Annotated in this window: 19 protein-coding genes; 1 reads left to right on the top strand and 18 read right to left on the bottom strand. The window is 42.3% G+C overall.

Features of this window, described 5'->3' with window-relative positions; all coding sequences use genetic code 11:
• Positions 1-264: 264 nt before the first annotated feature.
• From spoVT to metG, 18 genes are all read right to left on the bottom strand, one after another.
• The gene (spoVT, locus tag MKX97_RS00320) at positions 265-801 is read right to left on the bottom strand and encodes a stage V sporulation protein T (protein ID WP_009499430.1); all 537 of its coding nucleotides are present in this window, start codon (positions 799-801) and stop codon (positions 265-267) included.
• An 83-nt stretch (positions 802-884) separates the two neighbouring features.
• Positions 885-4,418, bottom strand: a complete 3,534-nt coding sequence (gene mfd / locus MKX97_RS00315; RefSeq protein ID WP_342536645.1) for a transcription-repair coupling factor — start codon at positions 4,416-4,418, stop codon at positions 885-887.
• A 117-nt stretch (positions 4,419-4,535) separates the two neighbouring features.
• Positions 4,536-4,763 carry an anti-sigma-F factor Fin gene (locus MKX97_RS00310; protein ID WP_009499428.1) on the bottom strand — a complete coding sequence of 76 codons (228 nt, stop codon included), beginning with the start codon at positions 4,761-4,763 and terminating at the stop codon, positions 4,536-4,538.
• A 53-nt stretch (positions 4,764-4,816) separates the two neighbouring features.
• Positions 4,817-5,380: an aminoacyl-tRNA hydrolase gene (gene pth, locus MKX97_RS00305; RefSeq protein WP_040760055.1), complete on the bottom strand. Its 564-nt coding sequence runs from the start codon at positions 5,378-5,380 to the stop codon at positions 4,817-4,819.
• Positions 5,381-5,462: 82 nt separating this feature from the next.
• Entirely contained in the window at positions 5,463-6,092 is a 630-nt protein-coding gene (locus MKX97_RS00300) for a 50S ribosomal protein L25/general stress protein Ctc (protein ID WP_040760054.1), read from the bottom strand.
• An 81-nt stretch (positions 6,093-6,173) separates the two neighbouring features.
• The gene (locus MKX97_RS00295; protein ID WP_009499423.1) at positions 6,174-7,127 is read right to left on the bottom strand and encodes a ribose-phosphate diphosphokinase; all 954 of its coding nucleotides are present in this window, start codon (positions 7,125-7,127) and stop codon (positions 6,174-6,176) included.
• A gap of 27 nt (positions 7,128-7,154) precedes the next feature.
• Positions 7,155-8,513, bottom strand: coding sequence for a bifunctional UDP-N-acetylglucosamine diphosphorylase/glucosamine-1-phosphate N-acetyltransferase GlmU (gene glmU / locus MKX97_RS00290; RefSeq protein WP_009499422.1), 1,359 nt, complete (start codon positions 8,511-8,513; stop codon positions 7,155-7,157).
• A 314-nt stretch (positions 8,514-8,827) separates the two neighbouring features.
• On the bottom strand, positions 8,828-9,115 hold the full coding sequence (spoVG, locus tag MKX97_RS00285) for a septation regulator SpoVG (protein ID WP_078818837.1): 288 nt from the start codon (positions 9,113-9,115) through the stop codon (positions 8,828-8,830).
• Between the two features lie 278 nt (positions 9,116-9,393).
• A complete protein-coding gene (locus MKX97_RS00280) occupies positions 9,394-9,771 on the bottom strand; it encodes a RidA family protein (protein ID WP_009499417.1) in 378 nt (125 codons plus the stop codon).
• Positions 9,759-10,601, bottom strand: coding sequence for a pur operon repressor (gene purR / locus MKX97_RS00275; RefSeq protein ID WP_009499416.1), 843 nt, complete (start codon positions 10,599-10,601; stop codon positions 9,759-9,761). The genes MKX97_RS00280 and purR overlap by 13 nt, the downstream gene beginning before the upstream one ends.
• Positions 10,602-10,657: 56 nt before the next feature.
• Entirely contained in the window at positions 10,658-11,524 is an 867-nt protein-coding gene (ispE, locus tag MKX97_RS00270; RefSeq protein ID WP_009499415.1) for a 4-(cytidine 5'-diphospho)-2-C-methyl-D-erythritol kinase, read from the bottom strand.
• Positions 11,525-11,680: 156 nt separating this feature from the next.
• Positions 11,681-11,854 (bottom strand): small, acid-soluble spore protein, alpha/beta type, encoded by a 174-nt coding sequence (locus tag MKX97_RS00265; protein ID WP_009499414.1) that lies wholly within the window; start codon positions 11,852-11,854, stop codon positions 11,681-11,683.
• A 236-nt stretch (positions 11,855-12,090) separates the two neighbouring features.
• Positions 12,091-12,357: a Veg family protein gene (locus MKX97_RS00260; protein ID WP_009499413.1), complete on the bottom strand. Its 267-nt coding sequence runs from the start codon at positions 12,355-12,357 to the stop codon at positions 12,091-12,093.
• A 147-nt stretch (positions 12,358-12,504) separates the two neighbouring features.
• Complete coding sequence (gene rsmA / locus MKX97_RS00255) at positions 12,505-13,395, bottom strand: 16S rRNA (adenine(1518)-N(6)/adenine(1519)-N(6))-dimethyltransferase RsmA (RefSeq protein WP_342536644.1); 891 nt, start codon at positions 13,393-13,395, stop codon at positions 12,505-12,507.
• Entirely contained in the window at positions 13,388-13,954 is a 567-nt protein-coding gene (gene rnmV / locus MKX97_RS00250; protein WP_342536643.1) for a ribonuclease M5, read from the bottom strand. Before rnmV ends, rsmA begins: the two co-directional genes overlap by 8 nt.
• Positions 13,955-14,094: 140 nt before the next feature.
• Complete coding sequence (locus MKX97_RS00245; protein WP_342536642.1) at positions 14,095-15,327, bottom strand: ubiquitin-like domain-containing protein; 1,233 nt, start codon at positions 15,325-15,327, stop codon at positions 14,095-14,097.
• Positions 15,328-15,463: 136 nt separating this feature from the next.
• A complete protein-coding gene (locus MKX97_RS00240) occupies positions 15,464-16,231 on the bottom strand; it encodes a TatD family hydrolase (RefSeq protein WP_009499409.1) in 768 nt (255 codons plus the stop codon).
• Between the two features lie 213 nt (positions 16,232-16,444).
• Positions 16,445-18,403, bottom strand: coding sequence for a methionine--tRNA ligase (gene metG / locus MKX97_RS00235; protein ID WP_342536641.1), 1,959 nt, complete (start codon positions 18,401-18,403; stop codon positions 16,445-16,447).
• 302 nt (positions 18,404-18,705) lie between these two features.
• On the opposite strand from metG, the gene MKX97_RS00230 reads away from it, so the two are divergent.
• Positions 18,706-18,981 (top strand): AbrB/MazE/SpoVT family DNA-binding domain-containing protein, encoded by a 276-nt coding sequence (locus tag MKX97_RS00230; RefSeq protein WP_009499407.1) that lies wholly within the window; start codon positions 18,706-18,708, stop codon positions 18,979-18,981.
• Positions 18,982-19,039 lie beyond the last annotated feature (58 nt).

The following is a 19,039-nucleotide window of genomic DNA, read 5'->3' as shown; positions in this document are numbered from 1 at the left end:
CAATCAATTACGCCTCGGCGTAATTGCGTCCAGATTTTGAATTGTGCTTGCACAATTAACTCCTCTCAAAATCTGAGACATCCGCCGGAGGCTTTATCTTTGTTTAGCGAGCGTTTGAACACCCACTGAACAGGAAATAAAACCACATCCATCTCATCACCTATAGAGGTGAGAGTCTTCTGCTGAATAAAGATAAAAAAACTCACAAGCAACCGGAAAGATGCTGTGAGTTTTCATTAAAGATTTGATACTTTTTGTATTCAATTAACTTTCCATTTGTTTAGCTAAAAAGTTTGCTGCAGTTTCAGCAGCTTTTTGTTCGGCCTCGCCGACAAAATGAACTTTTGACAATAAATATACCGCCCCAATAGCATCACCGTTTGCGATAATGGGTGCAATACAGTATGATTTCACTTGTTCAATTTGGCCTGGTACCCACTCCACTGACTTTTCATGCTTTTCAGTAATGACCGTCCTGTCGTTTAGTATTTCTTCACAAACAGGCGACAGTTGACGATTCATATAATCCTTTTTAGATAGACCTGCGACCGCCAGCATTTCATCCCGGTCACTAATCAAAGCAGGCGTGCCAAGTGTCTCATAAAGTGTTTCTGCATATTCCACTGCAAACTCGCCAAGTTCTGAAATAGGTGAATATTTTTTTAAAATAACTTCTCCTTCTCGATCGGTGAATATCTCTAGAGGGTCTCCTTCACGAATTCGGAGTGTCCTCCTAATTTCTTTGGGGATGACCACTCTTCCTAAGTCATCAATTCTGCGGACAATACCCGTTGCCTTCATGTATAATGCCTCACTTTCTCGAAATGAAATGTATTTCTAGAAGTAGTATGCATCATATATGGTCATTTTATGCAATCTAGGATTTACACGGCATCAGTAGTACGGACTTCCTTTGCCGTCTCTTGCATGGTTTGCACCATTTCTTCAATCATGTCGAATTCAGTAAACTTTTTGGACTTCTTTTCATTTACCGTCACAATAATTTGTCCATTTTCAAGTGTCAAACCGACAGCATGACCAAATTTTAATGAATGTTCCATGAGCTTAGCACCATCCGCACGTGACGTACCTTCCTCAGACAGCCTGATTTCTACAACGTCTTGCACTTTCTTAATAGATTCCACACCTGCAATACGTCCCCACGCCTTCATACGACCGACCCGTAACAACAAATCAGCTTCCAACGGCATATCACCGAAACGGTCAATCATCTCATCAACCAATTCCAAGTAATCCTCATTACTTTCAATCGCCTTCACTCGTTTGTACATTTGAATCTTTTGATAGCCATCCTGTATATAAGTTTCAGGCAAGTAAGCATTGATTGGCAGTGAAATTTCGACGTCCTGCTTCTCTTCTTTTACGATTCCTGTCTGTCGTTCCTCAATCGCTTCCTGCAGTAATTGTGAATAAAGGTCGAAGCCGACGGAATCAATGAAACCGTGCTGTTGTGAACCTAATAAATTCCCTGCTCCCCGGATCGATAGGTCACGCATCGCGATTTTGAAGCCCGAGCCGAGTTCCGTAAATTCTTTGATTGCTTGAAGGCGGTTTTCCGCCACTTCCGTCAACACTTTATCGCGCTGGTACAACATATAACTATAAGCTACACGATTTGAACGCCCGACACGTCCACGCAATTGGTAGAGCTGCGACAGCCCCATCCGATCGGCATCATGCACGATTAGGGTGTTGACATTAGGTATATCAATACCCGTTTCAATAATGGTCGTCGTGACGAGTACATCATATTCTCCTTCCAGGAAGCTCATGATAACTGCTTCCAGAGCAACTTCTCCCATTCGCCCATGAGCAGATGCTATACGCGCCTCTGGCACCAACTGACGAATTTCCTCCACTTTCCGATCCATCTCTTCAACCCGGTTATACAAGTAAAACACTTGCCCTCCACGACCCATCTCTCGTTCAATCGCTTCCCGCACTAATCCAGCGTTATGTTCCATGACATATGTTTGAACCGGGAAACGGTTGGAAGGCGGGGTTTCGATGACGGAGAGATCACGAACACCAACCATCGACATATGCAATGTTCGCGGTATCGGTGTAGCCGTCAATGTCAATACGTCTACATTCGTTTTCAGTTGCTTAAGCTTTTCCTTATGCGTCACACCGAAGCGCTGCTCTTCATCGACAACGAGCAATCCTAGATCTTGATATACAACGTCCTTCGAGAGTAAACGATGTGTTCCAACCACAATATCGACTGTGCCGGCTTTCAAGCCTTTAATGGTTTCATCTTGCTGTTTTTTCGTGCGGAAACGGTTAAGCACTGACACAGTTACCGGATAATCGGCGAACCGCTCCTTCATCGTTTCGAAATGCTGTTGAGCCAAAATTGTCGTCGGCACTAAAAATGCCACCTGCTTACCGTTTGTGACTGCTTTAAATGCAGCTCGAATGGCGACTTCCGTTTTTCCATAACCAACATCCCCGCATAGCAGCCGATCCATCGGTCGTTCTCTTTCCATGTCTTTTTTGATTTCTTCAATAGATTGCAGTTGGTCTTGCGTTTCTTCGTAAGGAAAAGCATTTTCAAAGGAACGTTGCAGATCATCATCCTCACTGAAGGCAAAACCTTTTTCTGCTTCCCGTTTGGCGTAAAGTTTGATCAAATCGTCTGCAATATCCTGAATTGCTGCTGTAACTTTACGCTTGGTCTTCGTCCATTCTGCGCCGCCAAGCTTATGCAATTTTGGCTCCTTTTCACCTGAAGCCACATATTTTTGGATTAAATCAATTTGGTCGGCAGGTACGAACAGTTTATCATCGCTTCGATAACGAATATCCAAATAATCTTTTTGCAGGCCACCTACTTCTAGTGTCACGACACCGTAGTACTTGCCGATCCCATGATGGACATGAACAATATAATCGCCTGGTTTAATTTCCGAATAGCTTTTAATTCGTTCAGCATTGGTTATTTTAGGCGGGCGCGCTTTCCGTTTTGGCTTCCCTGTAAACATTTCTGCATCCGTAATGACCGCTAGTTTTTGAAATGGCAATTCAAATCCGACGGACAAGTCTCCCTCAATGATTGACAGAGTGCCTTCTTTTGTAGGTTGGCCATTCACCGCAGCTTCTATGTCATATTCTTGTAAAATACCTTGGATCGCATTCATCCGCTCAGTTGAAGCTGCTAGAAGGAATACATTATAGTTTCCTTGTTTCCAACGTTCGATTTCATTTTTCAATAGCGGCATTTGTCCATGGAATTGCTGCATTGGTTTGCACGAGATGGCAATGGACTTTTTAATTGTGAACCCTGGCACCACACGTGTGAATAAAGATAAATAGAGACGCAATTGCTGGATTTTGCCAAGCACGTAATCGTACTTCCAAGATAGCTTTGTATCATGCAGCATTTTACCGTCTTCTAGCATCGCCAACTGAAATTCTTGTTCTTCTGCTTCCAATGTCGCAACGCTCTCTTGTATACGTCCCAATTCATCAAACACGATGAGACCATTCGATGGGAAGTAATCAGTCAGCATAGAATTGGCTTCAGATGAAAAGGAGACATATTTCTTCATCGTATCCGGCACAATGCCATCCTTCATCAGACCGACGTCTTCCATAATCGTCGTCAGTAATTGTTGTTGCAGATCTTCACTTTTAATTTTTGTTAAGCTGTCGCCAAGTGCTTGTTCTACTTTACGTGACACTTGCAGTAGCTCTTCAGGAGTCCAAATAAATTCTGTCGCGGGTAACAACGTAATCTTTTCTAACTTTCCCGTAGAGCGTTGGTCTTCTGCCGAAAATGTACGAATCGAATCTATCGTAGTATCAAATAGCTCAATTCGAACGGGATCTTGTGTAGTCAACGGATAAATATCCAATATGCCGCCACGCAACGCAAATTCACCTGGCGCACTCACCAAGTCGTTACGGATATATCCCATAGAAACGAGCTTTTCCAGCCACGCTTCTATGTCAATCTCTTCGTCTGTCTGCGCAGTGACATAGTGGTTCAACCAGCGTTTCTTTGTAGGTAAAAGCTTTCTAAGGCCCGCGACCGGCGTAATATAGATGCCGCTTCCTATTCGTGCCATATGATCTAATGTCTCAATCCGTCCTGCCCGTAATTCGTAACTGGCAAATGAAAAGTCGGCAGCTACAAGTTCTTCCGCTGTGTATAAATGCACATGCTCATCACCGATCATTTTGACCAAGTCATCATAAGTTCGCTGCGCTTGCAGCATATTCGGCGATACGATCAGAACCGGCCGCTCAAGTGACTGCTGGATTACTTTAAAGAAGACGGCCTTAGAACCGCCGGAAAGGCCAGTTATCAACTGCTGGCCTTGGCCAGCCTGCAAGTCATCCAGCAGACCCTGAATCTCTTTTTCTTCTAAAAACAGCTGATCTATTACTCCCAATTAACTAACCCTCTCTATATATCAATTATAACTTCACTCTCAAGTCTAGTTTTCATGTTCGTAGCAGCATGCATTATGCACAAAAAGCTTTGGCTGTAAGCGCCAAAGCATCTGTTACTATTGTAACCATTTCTTAAAGGTGTAATAATCCGGGAACGTCTTTAACGATTGCTCGCAATGTTCACAAATACATCGTACATGTAGCCCGCCATCATGATCGACAGACAGGAACGACTTCTTCTCACCTTCGTCTAATGTCTCAATTTGACTGAGTGTTTCCTTTGCCGCTTCGAATGGAATAGAACCGATTTCCGTATTACAGTGATTGCAAGAATAGCGGATCACGCACTCTTCACCTTCCTTTTTCAAAGTATAGGCAAAGAATTGCAACGTTATGCTTAAGAACCGTTAAATTTATTCATCACTTCAATAAATGGCGTCTTTTGCCATTCCTCACAAGCATCGGCACTTTTTTGGACTGCCTCTTCGATTAAAGGCTGCTCGTCCGCACTGAAAGGAGCCAACACATAATCGGAAACCTTCATTCCGCCTGAAGGACGGTCGACGCCGATACGGATTCGATTAAACTCAGTTGTTCCTAAATGAGCAATCAATGATTTCATTCCGTTATGACCGCCAGCACTTCCTTTTTGACGAAGACGTATTTTTCCTACCGGCAGATCCAAATCATCGTATAGGACGACTATCTCTTCGTCATTTACTTCGAAAAAGTCAGCCAATGGGCGTACACATTCGCCCGACAAGTTCATATACGTCATCGGTTTCAGCAAGATCACTTTACCTTGGACGGTATGTACAGTTGTGTATTGTCCATTGAACTTTTTCTGAAACGCAGGTGCTTGCAAGCGCTTTGCCAACTCATCAATTACTTGGAATCCAATATTATGACGTGTTTTTTCATACGTTTTTCCCGGATTTCCGAGTCCGATTATTAATTTCATTTGCTTCTCTTCCTTTTCTAAACGTTCTCTATATGCATAGAAAAGGAGCGCACGGTACAAACTCGTGCGCCCATTTCGTTATTTATTCGTCTTTTTCATCGCCAATTACTTTGGGTTCCGCACCTTCACCAGAATCAGTTGCTTCGTCCAGTGCTTCCATTTCTGCTTCTGTACGAGGAGCTGATACGAGTACAAGTGTATCTTCATCCTCATTTAAGATCTCATATGCTGCTTTCGCGCGGACATCGCTAACGAGTAGCGTATCCCCAATTTCCAGCTCTGAAACATCAACATCGATGGATTCTGGAATGTCAGAAGGCTTAACACGGATCGTTACTTCACGGATCGGCTGTTGTAATGTACCGCCTTGTTTTTCACCGGGCGATTCGCCAACCAGATTAATAACTACTTCAACTTCAAGTTCCTCTGTCATATTGATCGATAAAAAGTCAGCGTGTGTAATATTGCCTTTTAACACATCAGATTGATAATCATTTAACACGACATTTACATCTTTGCCGTCTACGTTCAACTTGATTACACCATTTTTCCCTGTCTCGCGAAGCGTATCAATCAAATCACGCTCCTTTACCGCGATTGGCGTGCTTTCTGTTTCGTAACCATAGACTACGGAAGGAATCCACCCGTCATTTCGTAATTGTCTTAGTGTCGTTTTGTCAGGTTCTCTTAAGTTCGACTGCATTGTGTTCATTTGTATAGTCACCTTTCCTTTAAAAAAGTTTTTTCTACCTCTTGAAACATTCAATATCAGACGACATCAGGTAACTTGTCATCAATCAAACAAAGTGCTTACGGACTTCTTCTCAAACACGCGAATAATTGCAGATGCCAATAGCGGTGCAATTGATAGCTGTTTGATTTTTGGAGATTGCTTAGACTCCGGCAATTCGATGGAATTTGTAATAACCAATTCCTTAATCTTGGAGTTGTTTATCCGTTCAATTGCAGGACCGGATAAAACTGGATGTGAACAACAAGCATACACTTCTTTCGCTCCACTTTCAATTAAGGCGCTCGCTGCAATCGTAATTGTTCCAGCCGTATCGATGATATCGTCAATAAGAATAGCTGTTTTGCCCTCAACATTCCCAACAATATTCATCACTTCCGCTACATTCGGACGCGGACGACGTTTATCAATGATCGCGATTGGTGCTTTCATTCGATCCGCCATTTTACGTGCTCTTGTAACACCACCATGGTCAGGTGATACGATGACAAGGTCGTCTAATTCTTGGCTTTGGAAGTATTCAGTCAAGATTGGCTCAGCGATTAAGTGGTCAATCGGAATATCAAAGAAGCCTTGAATCTGAGGTGCATGCAAATCTACAGCGATGACACGGTCAGCACCCGCTTTTTCCAATAAATTCGCTACTAGCTTAGCTGTGATTGGCTCACGTGAGCTAGCCTTACGGTCCTGCCGTGCATAGCCATAATAAGGCATCACTACATTAATCGTACGCGCAGAAGCACGCATCAAGGCATCTAACATAATGAGAAGTTCCATTAAGTTATCGTTGACTGGGTTGGAAGTAGATTGGATGACAAACACTTCACAACCTCGAATGCTTTCGTCGATATTGATTTGGATTTCTCCATCACTAAAACGTTTGACTGAGCATTTACCTAGAGGTAGTCCGACTTGCTCCGCTACTTCTTGTGCTAGTGGTTCATTCGCAGTTAACGAAAAGATTTTCAGTTTGTCGTTCGGATAATGATTTGCCATGATGGCCCTCCTGTTAGTTGGGTAAGATTAGTTTTTTACATATCCTTCTTTATTTTCTTGGCGAACACGCGCAATTGCAAGTGAATTTTCTGGAACACTTTTTGTAATAGTGGATCCAGCAGCTACAATAGCATTTTTTCCTACAGTGACAGGAGCTACTAAATTAGCGTTACAACCAATAAAAGCGTCATCCTGTATCTCTGTCTTATGCTTATTTTTACCGTCATAATTAACAGTAATCGTGCCGCAACCCACATTTACATTCTTGCCAATTTCGGCGTCCCCAATATAGCTGAGATGGGATACCTTACTGTCGTCGCCAAGCTGGGATTTCTTCACTTCTACAAAGTTGCCGATCTTCACATGGTTGCCCAATTGAGTTTCCGGACGTAAATGTGCAAACGGACCAACTGCTGTCTGCGAGCCCACTTGGCTATCACGAACGACAGATGAATGAATTGTTGTTTGATCGCCTACTGTACTATTTTGTAAATGACTATTAGGGCCGATCACACAGTTTGAACCAATTTTCGTTGACCCTTCGATCACTACACCTGGCTGGATGACAGTGTCTCGGCCAATTTCTGCGTCAGCACTGATCACAGTCTGCTCCGGATTGATGATCGTTACACCGTTGCGCATATGTTTCTCTGCAATGAGGCGACGCATTTCTTTTTCAGCTTGCGCTAATGCAACACGATCGTTGACGCCCAATGTTTCATGGAAATTTGGCGTCGTGTAAGCCGAAATGCGCTGTCCTTCTGATTTCAAAATACCTAATACGTCAGGAAGATAATACTCACCCTGTGCATTGTCGTTATTTACTTTTTTTAGTGTTTCAAACAATGCCCGATTATCAAAACAATAAGTTCCTGTATTAATTTCCTTCACGTTACGCTCTTCATCATCGGTATCCTTATGTTCGACGTTTCGCAATACGTCGCCGTTCTCTGCGCGGATGATTCGTCCATAGCCGGTCGGGTCATCTGCGATTGCAGTAAGTATTGTAGCTTTTGCTTCTGTTTGATGATGATGGGCAAGTAACGCTTTCATTGTCTCGCTGCCGATTAACGGTGTGTCTCCGCAAACGACAAGAGTGGTGCCGTCAAGATCGCCAAGAACCGATCCGGCTTGTTGCACAGCATGTGCGGTACCAAGTTGCTCTGCCTGTAACGCATATTCACTTTTGTTTCCTAATGCTTGTTCTACCGTTTCCGCGCCATGACCAACAATGGTGACGATCCGGTCTGAATCTAGATCTCGAATATGGTCAATCACATGCTCTACCATTGGTTTACCGCAGACTGGGTGAAGCACTTTATATAAATCGGACTTCATTCGAGTCCCTTGTCCTGCAGCCAGGACGATAGCATATGTCTTTGTCATCTGCCAGCCCCCATCCTTAATTCATTATTGACTATATCGGAAATGATCGCTTTTTTCAAGCATATCCCCTTGACAATTACATTACTTTCTTTTATCATTAATAATCTTTTGGCAAATTTTATATTCATAGAAAACCACTATGAATTTTTAAGATTGTTATAATAGTAAACGTACTTTATCGACCATCTTTTTACTAACAGGAGTGATTTGGGTATACCCTCGTCTTTTCTTATTGAAACCAAAAGGCCATCTACTCAAATAGATGGCCTTTTGCTTAAAATAGATATGAAAACGCTTTCTTATAACTGGCAAATTTATAGTGCAGCTTCTTCAAGTACCCCCTGTTGTTCTCCTACTTGATGATATGCCGCTAGAATCGCTTCTTGTACTTTTGTTCTTGCGTCCGAGTTAATCGGGTGCGCGACATCACGAAATTCTCCATCCGGCGTACGTTTACTTGGCATTGCTACGAATAATCCGTCATTCCCCTCTATGACCCGGATATCATGGATGACAAACTGATCGTTCAGCGTTATGGAAGCAATTGCTCTCATTCTGCCTTCGGTGTCTACCTTGCGTAATCTTACATCTGTGATCTCCATTTTCCCCACTCCCTTGTTGTCTATTCTTCACAATGTACTTATTCTAGGTCATCTGGTAAAATTCCTCTTTTTACCCAGAATATTTGTGTTGATTCTATAATACTCGTTTTCTCTACAGATTAAAATAGAATTTTTATGAATTTTTTTAATATCTATACAATAAGGTAAATTAGCTGTTCACGTTCAGGGTCCATGCTGATATTCTAGCCCGCTAAGATTAAAATAAGCGGTCCATTGTCCTTTAAGAGACATTACATGGAACCGCCTGCCTACATAAATTATGATTTGCAAATTGCTACTGCTTCAATTTCGACTCGTACGTCTTTTGGCAGACGCGCTACTTCTACTGTAGAACGCGCGGGTTTATGGTCACCAAAGTGTTCTGCGTAAACTTCGTTCAACGCGGCGAATTCGTTCATGTCTTGAATGAACACCGTCGTCTTGATAACTTGTTCCATACTTGTACCTGCTTCTTCTAATATTTTACGAAGATTGACCAGTACTTGATTCGTTTGCTCAACAATTCCGCCTTCTACAAGTTCGCCTGCCGCTGTCAAAGGGATTGCTCCAGACGTATAGACGACACCATTCACCTTTACTGCTTGTGAGTAAGGGCCGATCGCCTGCGGTGCTTGTTCGGTTTTTACATATTCCATGTTTGGTTTCCACCTCTCGTAAAGTAATTTCCTTCTTCTAATTCAATCTTTCTGTGTTTCTCATCTACTGCATGAAGTTTGATCAGCGATAGATAGTCATCCACCAAAACTTCTTCCAGATGTTCAGCTTCGACTAATACCGCTACGCCACCCAGTTCACAATTAAACTCTTCCAAAAGGCTTTTCATACCTTGTATCGTACCGCCGACTTTCATGAAATCATCCGTCAGCAAAACTTTTTGACCGCTTTGCATACTCCTTTTCGACAGAACCATCGTTTGGATCCTTCGAGCAGAACCCGAAACATAATTAATGCTCACCGTGGATCCTTCTGTTACTTTGCTATCACGACGAACAACGATTACAGGGACATTCAGATGGCGCGCAATGGCGTGTGCAATTGGAATTCCCTTCGTGGCAACTGTCATGATCGCATCAATTTCCGCATCGAAAAATGCAGTGGCGATCACTTTGCCAATACGATCAAGAAATTTAGGGTTACCCAATAGGTCTGTCATATACAAATAACCGCCAGGAAGAAGACGATCTGATTTTCTCAGCTCATCCATTAAGGAATGTATCACGTCTTTCCCTTCTTCTTCACTAGCTAAGGGAATATATTTAATACCGCCTGCTGCACCGGAAATGGTCACTAGTCGCCCGGTCCCACTCTCTTCGAAAGTTTCTTTCAGAATACCTAGATCTTCACTGATCGAAGATTTCGCTGCAGCATATCTGTTAGAGAAAAACGTCAAAGAAATGAGTGTGTGCGGATTTTCCAGCAGATGGCGCGTCATATCGACCAGCCTTTCACTTCTTTTCCACTTCATACTACCGACTCCTAAATCCGAATGAATTATAAGTACATTATCATAATTGTACGGTATTAATCAACTAAGACACGTTCTCCTAGCATCCGTACTGCATGTACATCTTGACAAAAACCTTTCAATGCATTCACAATCTTAGGCACGCGTGATTCCTGTCTTACTAAGCCAAAAACAGTCGGACCACTGCCACTCATCAATACGGCATCTGCTCCGAAGCGTTCCATTTGCTCCTTAAGCACCACCACTTCATCATGTAATCCCATCGTGACAGGTTCTAGCACGTTTCCTAATGAAGCACACATTTTATTATAGTCACCTTCTTTTAAGGCTTCTATCATTTGCGCAGTTTTCGGGTGTGATACAGTCGATAAATCTAGCTGACCATAAATGTTTCCAGTCGACACGCCGATAGACGGCTTCGCTAAGATTACCCAGCAATTCGGCGGAGGCGATAAATGAGTAATTTTCTCTCCTCGCCCATTTGCAATCGCTGTCCCTCCATAGACACAAAAGGAAACATCCGAACCAATCTCTGCTCCAAGCACTGCCAACTCATCCAACGAGAGGCCCAATTTCCACAAACGATTCAACCCTCGCAAAGTAGCTGCAGCATCCGAACTTCCGCCTGCAAGCCCTGCAGCAATTGGAATATTCTTATCTAACGTTATTTCAACGCCTTCATTTACCCGATATCGTTTTCGCAATAAGTCAGCAGCTTGATAAGCTAAGTTTTTGCGATCATTTGGGACAAAGCGGTGAGACGCTTTAATCGTAATGGAGCGCTCTGATGTAAGTCGAAGCCATATACGATCAGCCAAGTCAACGGTTGTCATGATCATTTCTACCTCATGGAATCCGTCTGGCCGTTTATGCAGCACATCTAAAGTTAAGTTGATTTTCGCAGGTGCCTTTTCGTAAATCATGATAAAAGCTCCCTCCCCACAGCATGTTCTTGCTCATTATATTACCACACAATAGATAGAACATAGGAAGAATAAACGAAAAAAGAACTGCAAGCGTTTTCGCTTTTGCAGTTCCTTTTGTCAGCCTGTTTTGGATTCTCCGGGACATAGGATGGATTATTTTTTCTCCTCCGCTTGCCTGCTTGCCATTTCAATCGCACGTTTCACCATATTGCCCGCATCACGTGATCGAATTCCGCCCCAACCTTCTCGCTGTACAACATCATAAAAGCCAAGGTCTTTTGCGATTTCTTCTTTCAATTGATCTGACATGACGCCTTTTCTCGCCATTCGGTTTTCCTCCTTTTCGGCTGACTACTATAGAATGTGCCGAAATAAAAAAAATACACGTGTTTATTTTATAAATACTCTTTATCCCAGGAGATTAAGGCGCAACAACCCACGTAATGAATGTGCATCATTGACCTCTTACTTTTAGAAAACTGTTTAAAATAATAAAAAAACCTGTACATGAACTACTTGTACAGGTTTGCTAGGAATTAAATTAAAAAAATTGCATCTTGTAATTATTTGATGATAAAGGCAGTTTGATCCGCACCATCAAGAATTGTTATTTCAACCGCTTCGGTCAAAATATCTGCATAGCTGTAAGAAACTCTTTCAAACGCATTGTCATCCTGGTCTAACTCTACTACGAAAACTGCACGATACGTGTCGCGCAAAACTCCGGCATGTTCGATCGTCTTTTTTCGACCGCCATTAGCCTTTAGGTGGAGACGTTTCCCTAAATGAGCATCCAGTGACTTTTTAATGTCTGCTAATGTTTTTGGCATGTTGCTTACACCTCACTAAATACTAGCATAACATTTTTCGGAAGATCTGTCAACCAAATTTTTTATTTTAACAGTGATCCTATGTCTTTGTCAAATGTTTTATGAAAAATTTCATCATTTTTCACAATAAAATTTGATTGACTTTTGTCATGATTTCGGTGTAGGGAAATACGGGTATAATGCATTCGAAAGCTTGATGAACTCTGGAATAGACAGTGTTTCTCCTCTTCTTCCGGGATCCACTTCAGCAACTTCGAAAGCCTTCTGAATTAGCTCCTTCTTCTCTTTGCCCTCCGGCAGCGAAGACTGTAAGTTATTCCATATTGTCTTACGGCGATGAAGGAATGATCCCTGAGTTACGATAAACAAAAACTCTTCATCCACTACATCAGGGTACGCATTTTCCTTACGTGTTAAACATAAAACTGCTGACTCTACATTCGGTTGCGGAATAAAAACAGTTTTAGGTACGATCATCGACACTTCTGCATCCATATAATATTGCACGGCTATGGATAATGAGCCGTATGCTTTCGTACTCGGGACCGCTGTGATGCGATCGGCCACTTCCTTTTGCATCATGATGACCAACTGTTTAACCCGTGCCTTTTCCATTAGGAATTTCATGATTATTGGAGTCGTTATATAATATGGCAAATTGGCAACAACTACGATGTCTTCGTAGTCGGCAAATTGTTCCTCTATTACTTGATGAAGATCGGCCTTCAGGACATCTTGATGCAGTACCGTGACATTCGGGTACGGAGACATAGTGTCTTCCAACACCGGAAGCAGACGACCATCTATTTCAAACGCCACTACTTTTCCCGCTTGCCGTGCCAAATGCTCTGTCAGCGCACCGATTCCTGGCCCTACTTCAATAACGCCTGTATTTTTTGTTATAGCTGCGTGGGATACGATATTATGCAATACATTCGGGTCTACCAAGAAGTTCTGTCCTAAACTCTTTTTGAATGAAAACCCGTGCTTTTGTAATATTTCCTTCGTCCTCATCGGTGTTGCGATGTCTTTATACATCAGTATTCATTTCCTCCTCGTCGAGAACTTTTATTACCTCTTCTAGCTGATCCTGAGATATTCGGAACATCTCCAAACGCTTTTTCAAACCTTTCCCGTTGACCTGTCCAATCTGCAGTAACTCACTCAGCCGGTCACGACGTTTTCTAGATTCATCGTGACCGATCAGCTTGGCATCCAGCAGCCGCGCCATAGGGATCTCCTCAATTGTATGCACACTTACCGTGTAAACAGAAGCCAAGGCATGACGAATCGACTCATCACTTGCATGTTCTATACCTAATCCACGGCCATTCTTAGCAATCGTATCTTTTTTTGAAAGAAACGCGTGCTTGACGCCGGGTACTTGTTCTTCAACAATTGCCCGTATGCGTCTGCCAGGAAAGTCTGGATCTGTAAAGACGATGACGCCCCGTGTCTTTTGTGCATGACGAATTCGCTCAATCGTCTGTTCATTGACAGCAGAACCATTCGTTTCAATCGTATCTGCGCCTGTTGCTCTTTTGACTGCGATGGTGTCTGACTTTCCTTCCACCACAACAACTTCTTCTATATTCACAGGATTCCTCTTTTCTTACCATATCATTCTTTCTATTTTACTGTTTTTTCGCATGCTGCACAACCATACTGGCCACGTTGTCTAAAGATGAAAAAAACCGGCAAAGGAAAGAGTTGCTCTCCTTTACCGGCGTTGTATAGTCAGTTAATTACTTTAATCTTAACTTGGCGGCGTCCAAATTGATAAGCTTGAGCTTTGGTCGGCATGTGCAAATCGATACGATTGCCTTTAATAGCGCCTCCTGTATCTCCTGCAACTGCGTAACCATAGCCTTCAACCCACACTTTAGATCCTAACGGAATGACACTCGGATCGACCGCAATCACTTTTAAATTTGGGTTTGCGCGCAAGTCGATACCTGTCGCCGTGGTTCCTGAACACCCGTTGCAATAAGCAGTATATGCACTCGCATTAGCATAGAACTCACGTCCTCCGCTCGGTGCGTCACTACGTGAAACACCTACATTGCCATCGCTCTGAGAATTAGCACTAGCGACCATAACTTTTGAACCGACACGTACCACTTTATGTGTAGGCTTCTCAATCACTTTCTCGCTAACTAATTCACGAGATACTACTTTTCCATTTTTCTTTGTGACTTCAAACCTCCGCTGAACTTTCCCTTTTTTGCCTTCTTGAACCACTTTTTCGCGGCCTTTCAGCAATTTAGGGTCAGTTTTCGTTTGCACTTTGAAGTTCTCTGATTCTTCCACTACATCGGTGACCTTTTCTACTCGTGCAATGTTTACTGTAGCATTAGACGCTGTTAACTTTGCTTTCGAATCTCCTTCTACTTTATCCAATTCAGTGAGTCGGATATTTTGATCCCTTAAAAAGTCAGCGACCGTAGTCGAAGTTGACCAGTGTGTACTCTCTTTTCCACCGTCTTTTACAATGACTTGGAATGCCTTTTCGACGGTGATCGGCTGATTATCTGAAATATTCGCTGCCAGAGCAGGTTCTACTTCATCATGTGTGGTAACATCAACATTTGCCTTCTTTAGTACATCCTGTACTGTCTGTTCCGTCGTCCACAGTTCTTGCGTCTTGCCATCGACATCTATAGTAACTTTTTTCGCCTGTTTCCATTGGATGGCCAAGCCATGCTCAATTGGTGTATCCATCGAAGGTTCAAGATAGTCATGTGTCTTCACTTGTATGTCGTTAGCGGCTAGAAGTTCTTCTACAGTGGCAGCAGCAGTACGCAATTCAGTTTGCTTACCGTTAAGCGCCAAAGAGACTGTCTTCTTTTTGCCGTCAATCAATACAAGTGACGTTGTTGTTATGAATAAAGCCATTGCAATCGCTAGAATTGCAATACGCTTACCCTTCGTTGAAAACGTAAACAGGTTTTTCATGGGTTTCTGAGACATGAAAAAACTCCTCCTTCATTACTCGGCTGAGTATATAGTGTTTGTTTTTGCCTGTCAATCTTTTAAATTAAAAATAACTAGATGACCGCATCACTATATTGTCTGTCAAGAAACGCAAACCCAGTGACCACTATATTCACTGTATACCGAAAAGATGTATGGCATTTTCAGTAGTTTGCCTTGCGACTTGTTCAACCGATATTTCTTTGAGACGTGCAATTTCCTCAGCAACCAGCGGTACGTATGCGGGTTCATTGCGTTTCCCTCTGTATGGATGCGGTGCTAAATATGGCGCATCCGTTTCGATCAATAAATTTTTTAGCGGAATCTCTTTTGCTACCTCTTTTGGCATTCTCGCATTCTTGAATGTCACCGGTCCTCCGAGAGAAATAAGGAAATTCATATCAATACATTGTTTGGCCGTTTCAACGCTTCCACCGTAACAATGCATAATCCCACCAACTTCGCTCGCCGATTCTTCCTGCAATATACGGACTACATCGCCCGTAGCATCCCGATTATGAATAATAATTGGCAAGTTCACTTCTTTTGCCAATTGAATTTGTTTACGAAACAGTTCCTGCTGTATGTCCTTCGGTGACTTGTCCCAGTGATAGTCAAGGCCCATCTCTCCAATGCCAACAATTTTAGGATGAGCAGCCAATTCCTTGATCCATTGTAAATCACGATCTGTGCAATCAATCGCGTCAACAGGATGCCAGCCAATTACACCGTAAATAAATGGATAGCGTTCAATTAATTCCATCGCCTTTTCGATCGTTTTTGTATCAAATCCGACCACAACCATTTTTTCTACATTCGCATCGAGTGCACGCTGAATAACCTCTTCCACATCATCTTCGTATTGATCTGCGTTCAAGTGGACATGTGTATCGATAAACATCGTATCTCTCCTCACAGTATTCTCTATTCTATGATCAAAAATTGTGTCTTACATCTCATTCACATTACAAACATGTTACAAACAGGCGGTTGTATATACATACCTTTCCCACCGGATTGAACTAGTAAATCATAATTCATCCTTCAAGTGAATTTATTTGCTCCACGAAAAAAGATGCCCGGTATTAGAACCGGACATCCTTTTTTCGTTAAATTACTTCACTTGTGCTCCATTTTCCAATGAGGAATCGACGGTAGCAAGCTTCAAAACGCCGTCTTTCTTCCCTGCCAGAATCATCCCTTGTGATAATTCACCGCGCAGTTTCACTGGTTTCAGGTTCGCCACGACAATCACTTTCATGCCGACTACTTCTTCAGCATCGTAATGTTCTGCGATGCCTGACACGACTTGACGTTGCTCGTAACCTAAGTCTAGTTGCAATTTCAATAACTTATCGGCTTTCTGCATTTTCTCACACGCCGTCACTGTCGCCACACGCAACTCTACATTCATAAAATCATCAATGGTAATTTCATTCGTTTCTTCTGTCACTTCTTCCACCTCTTCTTGCACTTCAGCGGGAGCCGTGATAGCCATTTGCTGTCGAATATACTCGACTTCTACTTCCGTATCTAAACGTGGGAAGATCGGTACACCTTTTCCGATGACTGAAGTACCATGCGGAATTTGGTAATTGTTTTGTAACGAATCCCAAGCCAGTGAATCTTCCGCAAGACCTAACTGCTCGACCATTTGTTTCGGCGCATTCGTCATGAACGGCTGCAGCAATACCGCTGTGTGATGAAGAGAAAGTGCAAGATGATACATGACAGATGCCAATTTCATGCGGTCTTCTTCTGATTTCGCCAATACCCACGGGGATGTCTCGTCTATATATTTGTTCGTTCGTGAGATTAATGCCCAAACATCCGACAATACAACGCTGAACTGCATTTTTTCCATGGAATGTTCATATTTATTCACTGTTTGTTGGATCATATCACGTAACGACTCATCGTATTCCGTAGAAACCAAGCCTTCCGTCAGGATTTCTCCATCGAAATACTTATTGATCATGGAAATCGTACGGTTCAGTAAATTCCCTAGGTCGTTTGCTAAGTCATAGTTAATACGCTCGACAAATGCTTCCGGAGAAAATACCCCGTCCTGCCCGAACGGAAGCTCTCGTAGTAGGAAATAACGAGTTGCATCCAAGCCGTAACGTTCCACTAACATCTCGGGATAGACAACATTTCCTTTAGATTTCGACATTTTTCCGTCTTTCATCATAATGAAACCGTGTGCAAATACTTTCTTCGGCAATGGCAGATCGAGTGCCATCAAAAAGATCGGCCAATAAATCGTATGGAATCGAACAATGTCTTTTCCTACGACATGGACATCAGCAGGCCAGTATTTTTTAAACAACGAATCATCGTCGGATAAATAGCCAAGTGAGGTAATATAGTTCGTCAAGGCGTCTACCCAAACGTAAATGACGTGTTTTGGATCTCCCGGCACTTTAATTCCCCAGTCAAATGACATACGGGAAACGGACAAATCTTCTAATCCAGGCTTGATAAAGTTATTGATCATTTCATTTTTACGTGATTCCGGCTCAATAAATGTCGGATTTTCTTCATAGTACGCCAACAATCGATCGGAATACTTTTTCATATTGAAAAAATAGGATTCTTCCTCAACGCGCTGGACAGGTCTTCCACAGTCCGGACAATTTCCGTCTTCAAGCTGCGATTCCGTAAAGTATGACTCACACGGTACACATTTCCATCCTTCGTACTTTCCTTTATAGATGTCACCATTATCAAGGAACTTCTGGAAGATCTTTTCTACGACTTTCTTATGACGATCTTCTGTAGTTCGGATCAGGTCATCGTACGAGATGTCCATCAGTTTCCAGAGATTCTTTGCAATATCCGCAATTCCATCGACATATTTAAGAGGTGAAAGGCCTTCTTCCTCTGCTTTCTCCTGTATTTTTTGTCCATGCTCGTCCATTCCCGTTAAAAATCTGACATCATATCCACGCAACCGTTTATAGCGCGCCATAGCATCAGAAGCAATGGTAGTATAAGCCGTTCCTATATGAAATTTTCCGCTCGGGTAATAAATAGGTGTAGTAATATAAAACGTTTTAGATTGATTCTCCACACGAATTCCTCCAAATAAATTAATGTATAGTTTCATTTTATCGGATGTTGTACAAAAGTGCCATGTTCTCATCTAATTAAGTGTATTTATCTATCAATTTCTAAGGGCATGAATGACAAATAACTAGATTTACATATAAACTCTCATTTTTTTCCTATCAAAAAATTGATAAATAATATTATTGTTTTTTTAAGTTCTGATGATTGACGATTATTGGAAGAGTTGGTATGATGTTTAATAGACAAGAGAATCATGTCGAATTTTGACGAATAGAAATTTAGAGTGTAGGAGGAATCCTTGTCATGAAATCTACTGGAATCGTGAGAAAAGTTGATGAGTTAGGCCGTGTTGTTATCCCAATCGAATTACGTCGCACGCTCGGTATTGAGCAAAAAGATGCGTTAGAAATATACGTGGACGATGACAAGATTATCTTGAAGAAGTACATGCCAAATATGACATGCTCTATCACCGGAGAAGTCTCAGACGACAATCTTCGTCTAATTGATGGTAAGTTGATTTTAAGTCCTGAAGGCGCTAAACAACTAATTCAAGAAATCGAAGGTAAAATTAATTAATGAAAAAGAATCCCGGACATTCACTCGTTCTGGATTCTTTTTTATTTCAGAAAGATTT

The sequence above is a fragment of the Sporosarcina sp. FSL K6-3508 genome, from assembly GCF_038615825.1.
GTDB lineage: Bacteria > Bacillota > Bacilli > Bacillales_A > Planococcaceae > Sporosarcina > Sporosarcina newyorkensis.
Note: the sequence above shows the minus strand (reverse complement) of the source record. Positions and strands in the feature narration are given on the sequence as shown.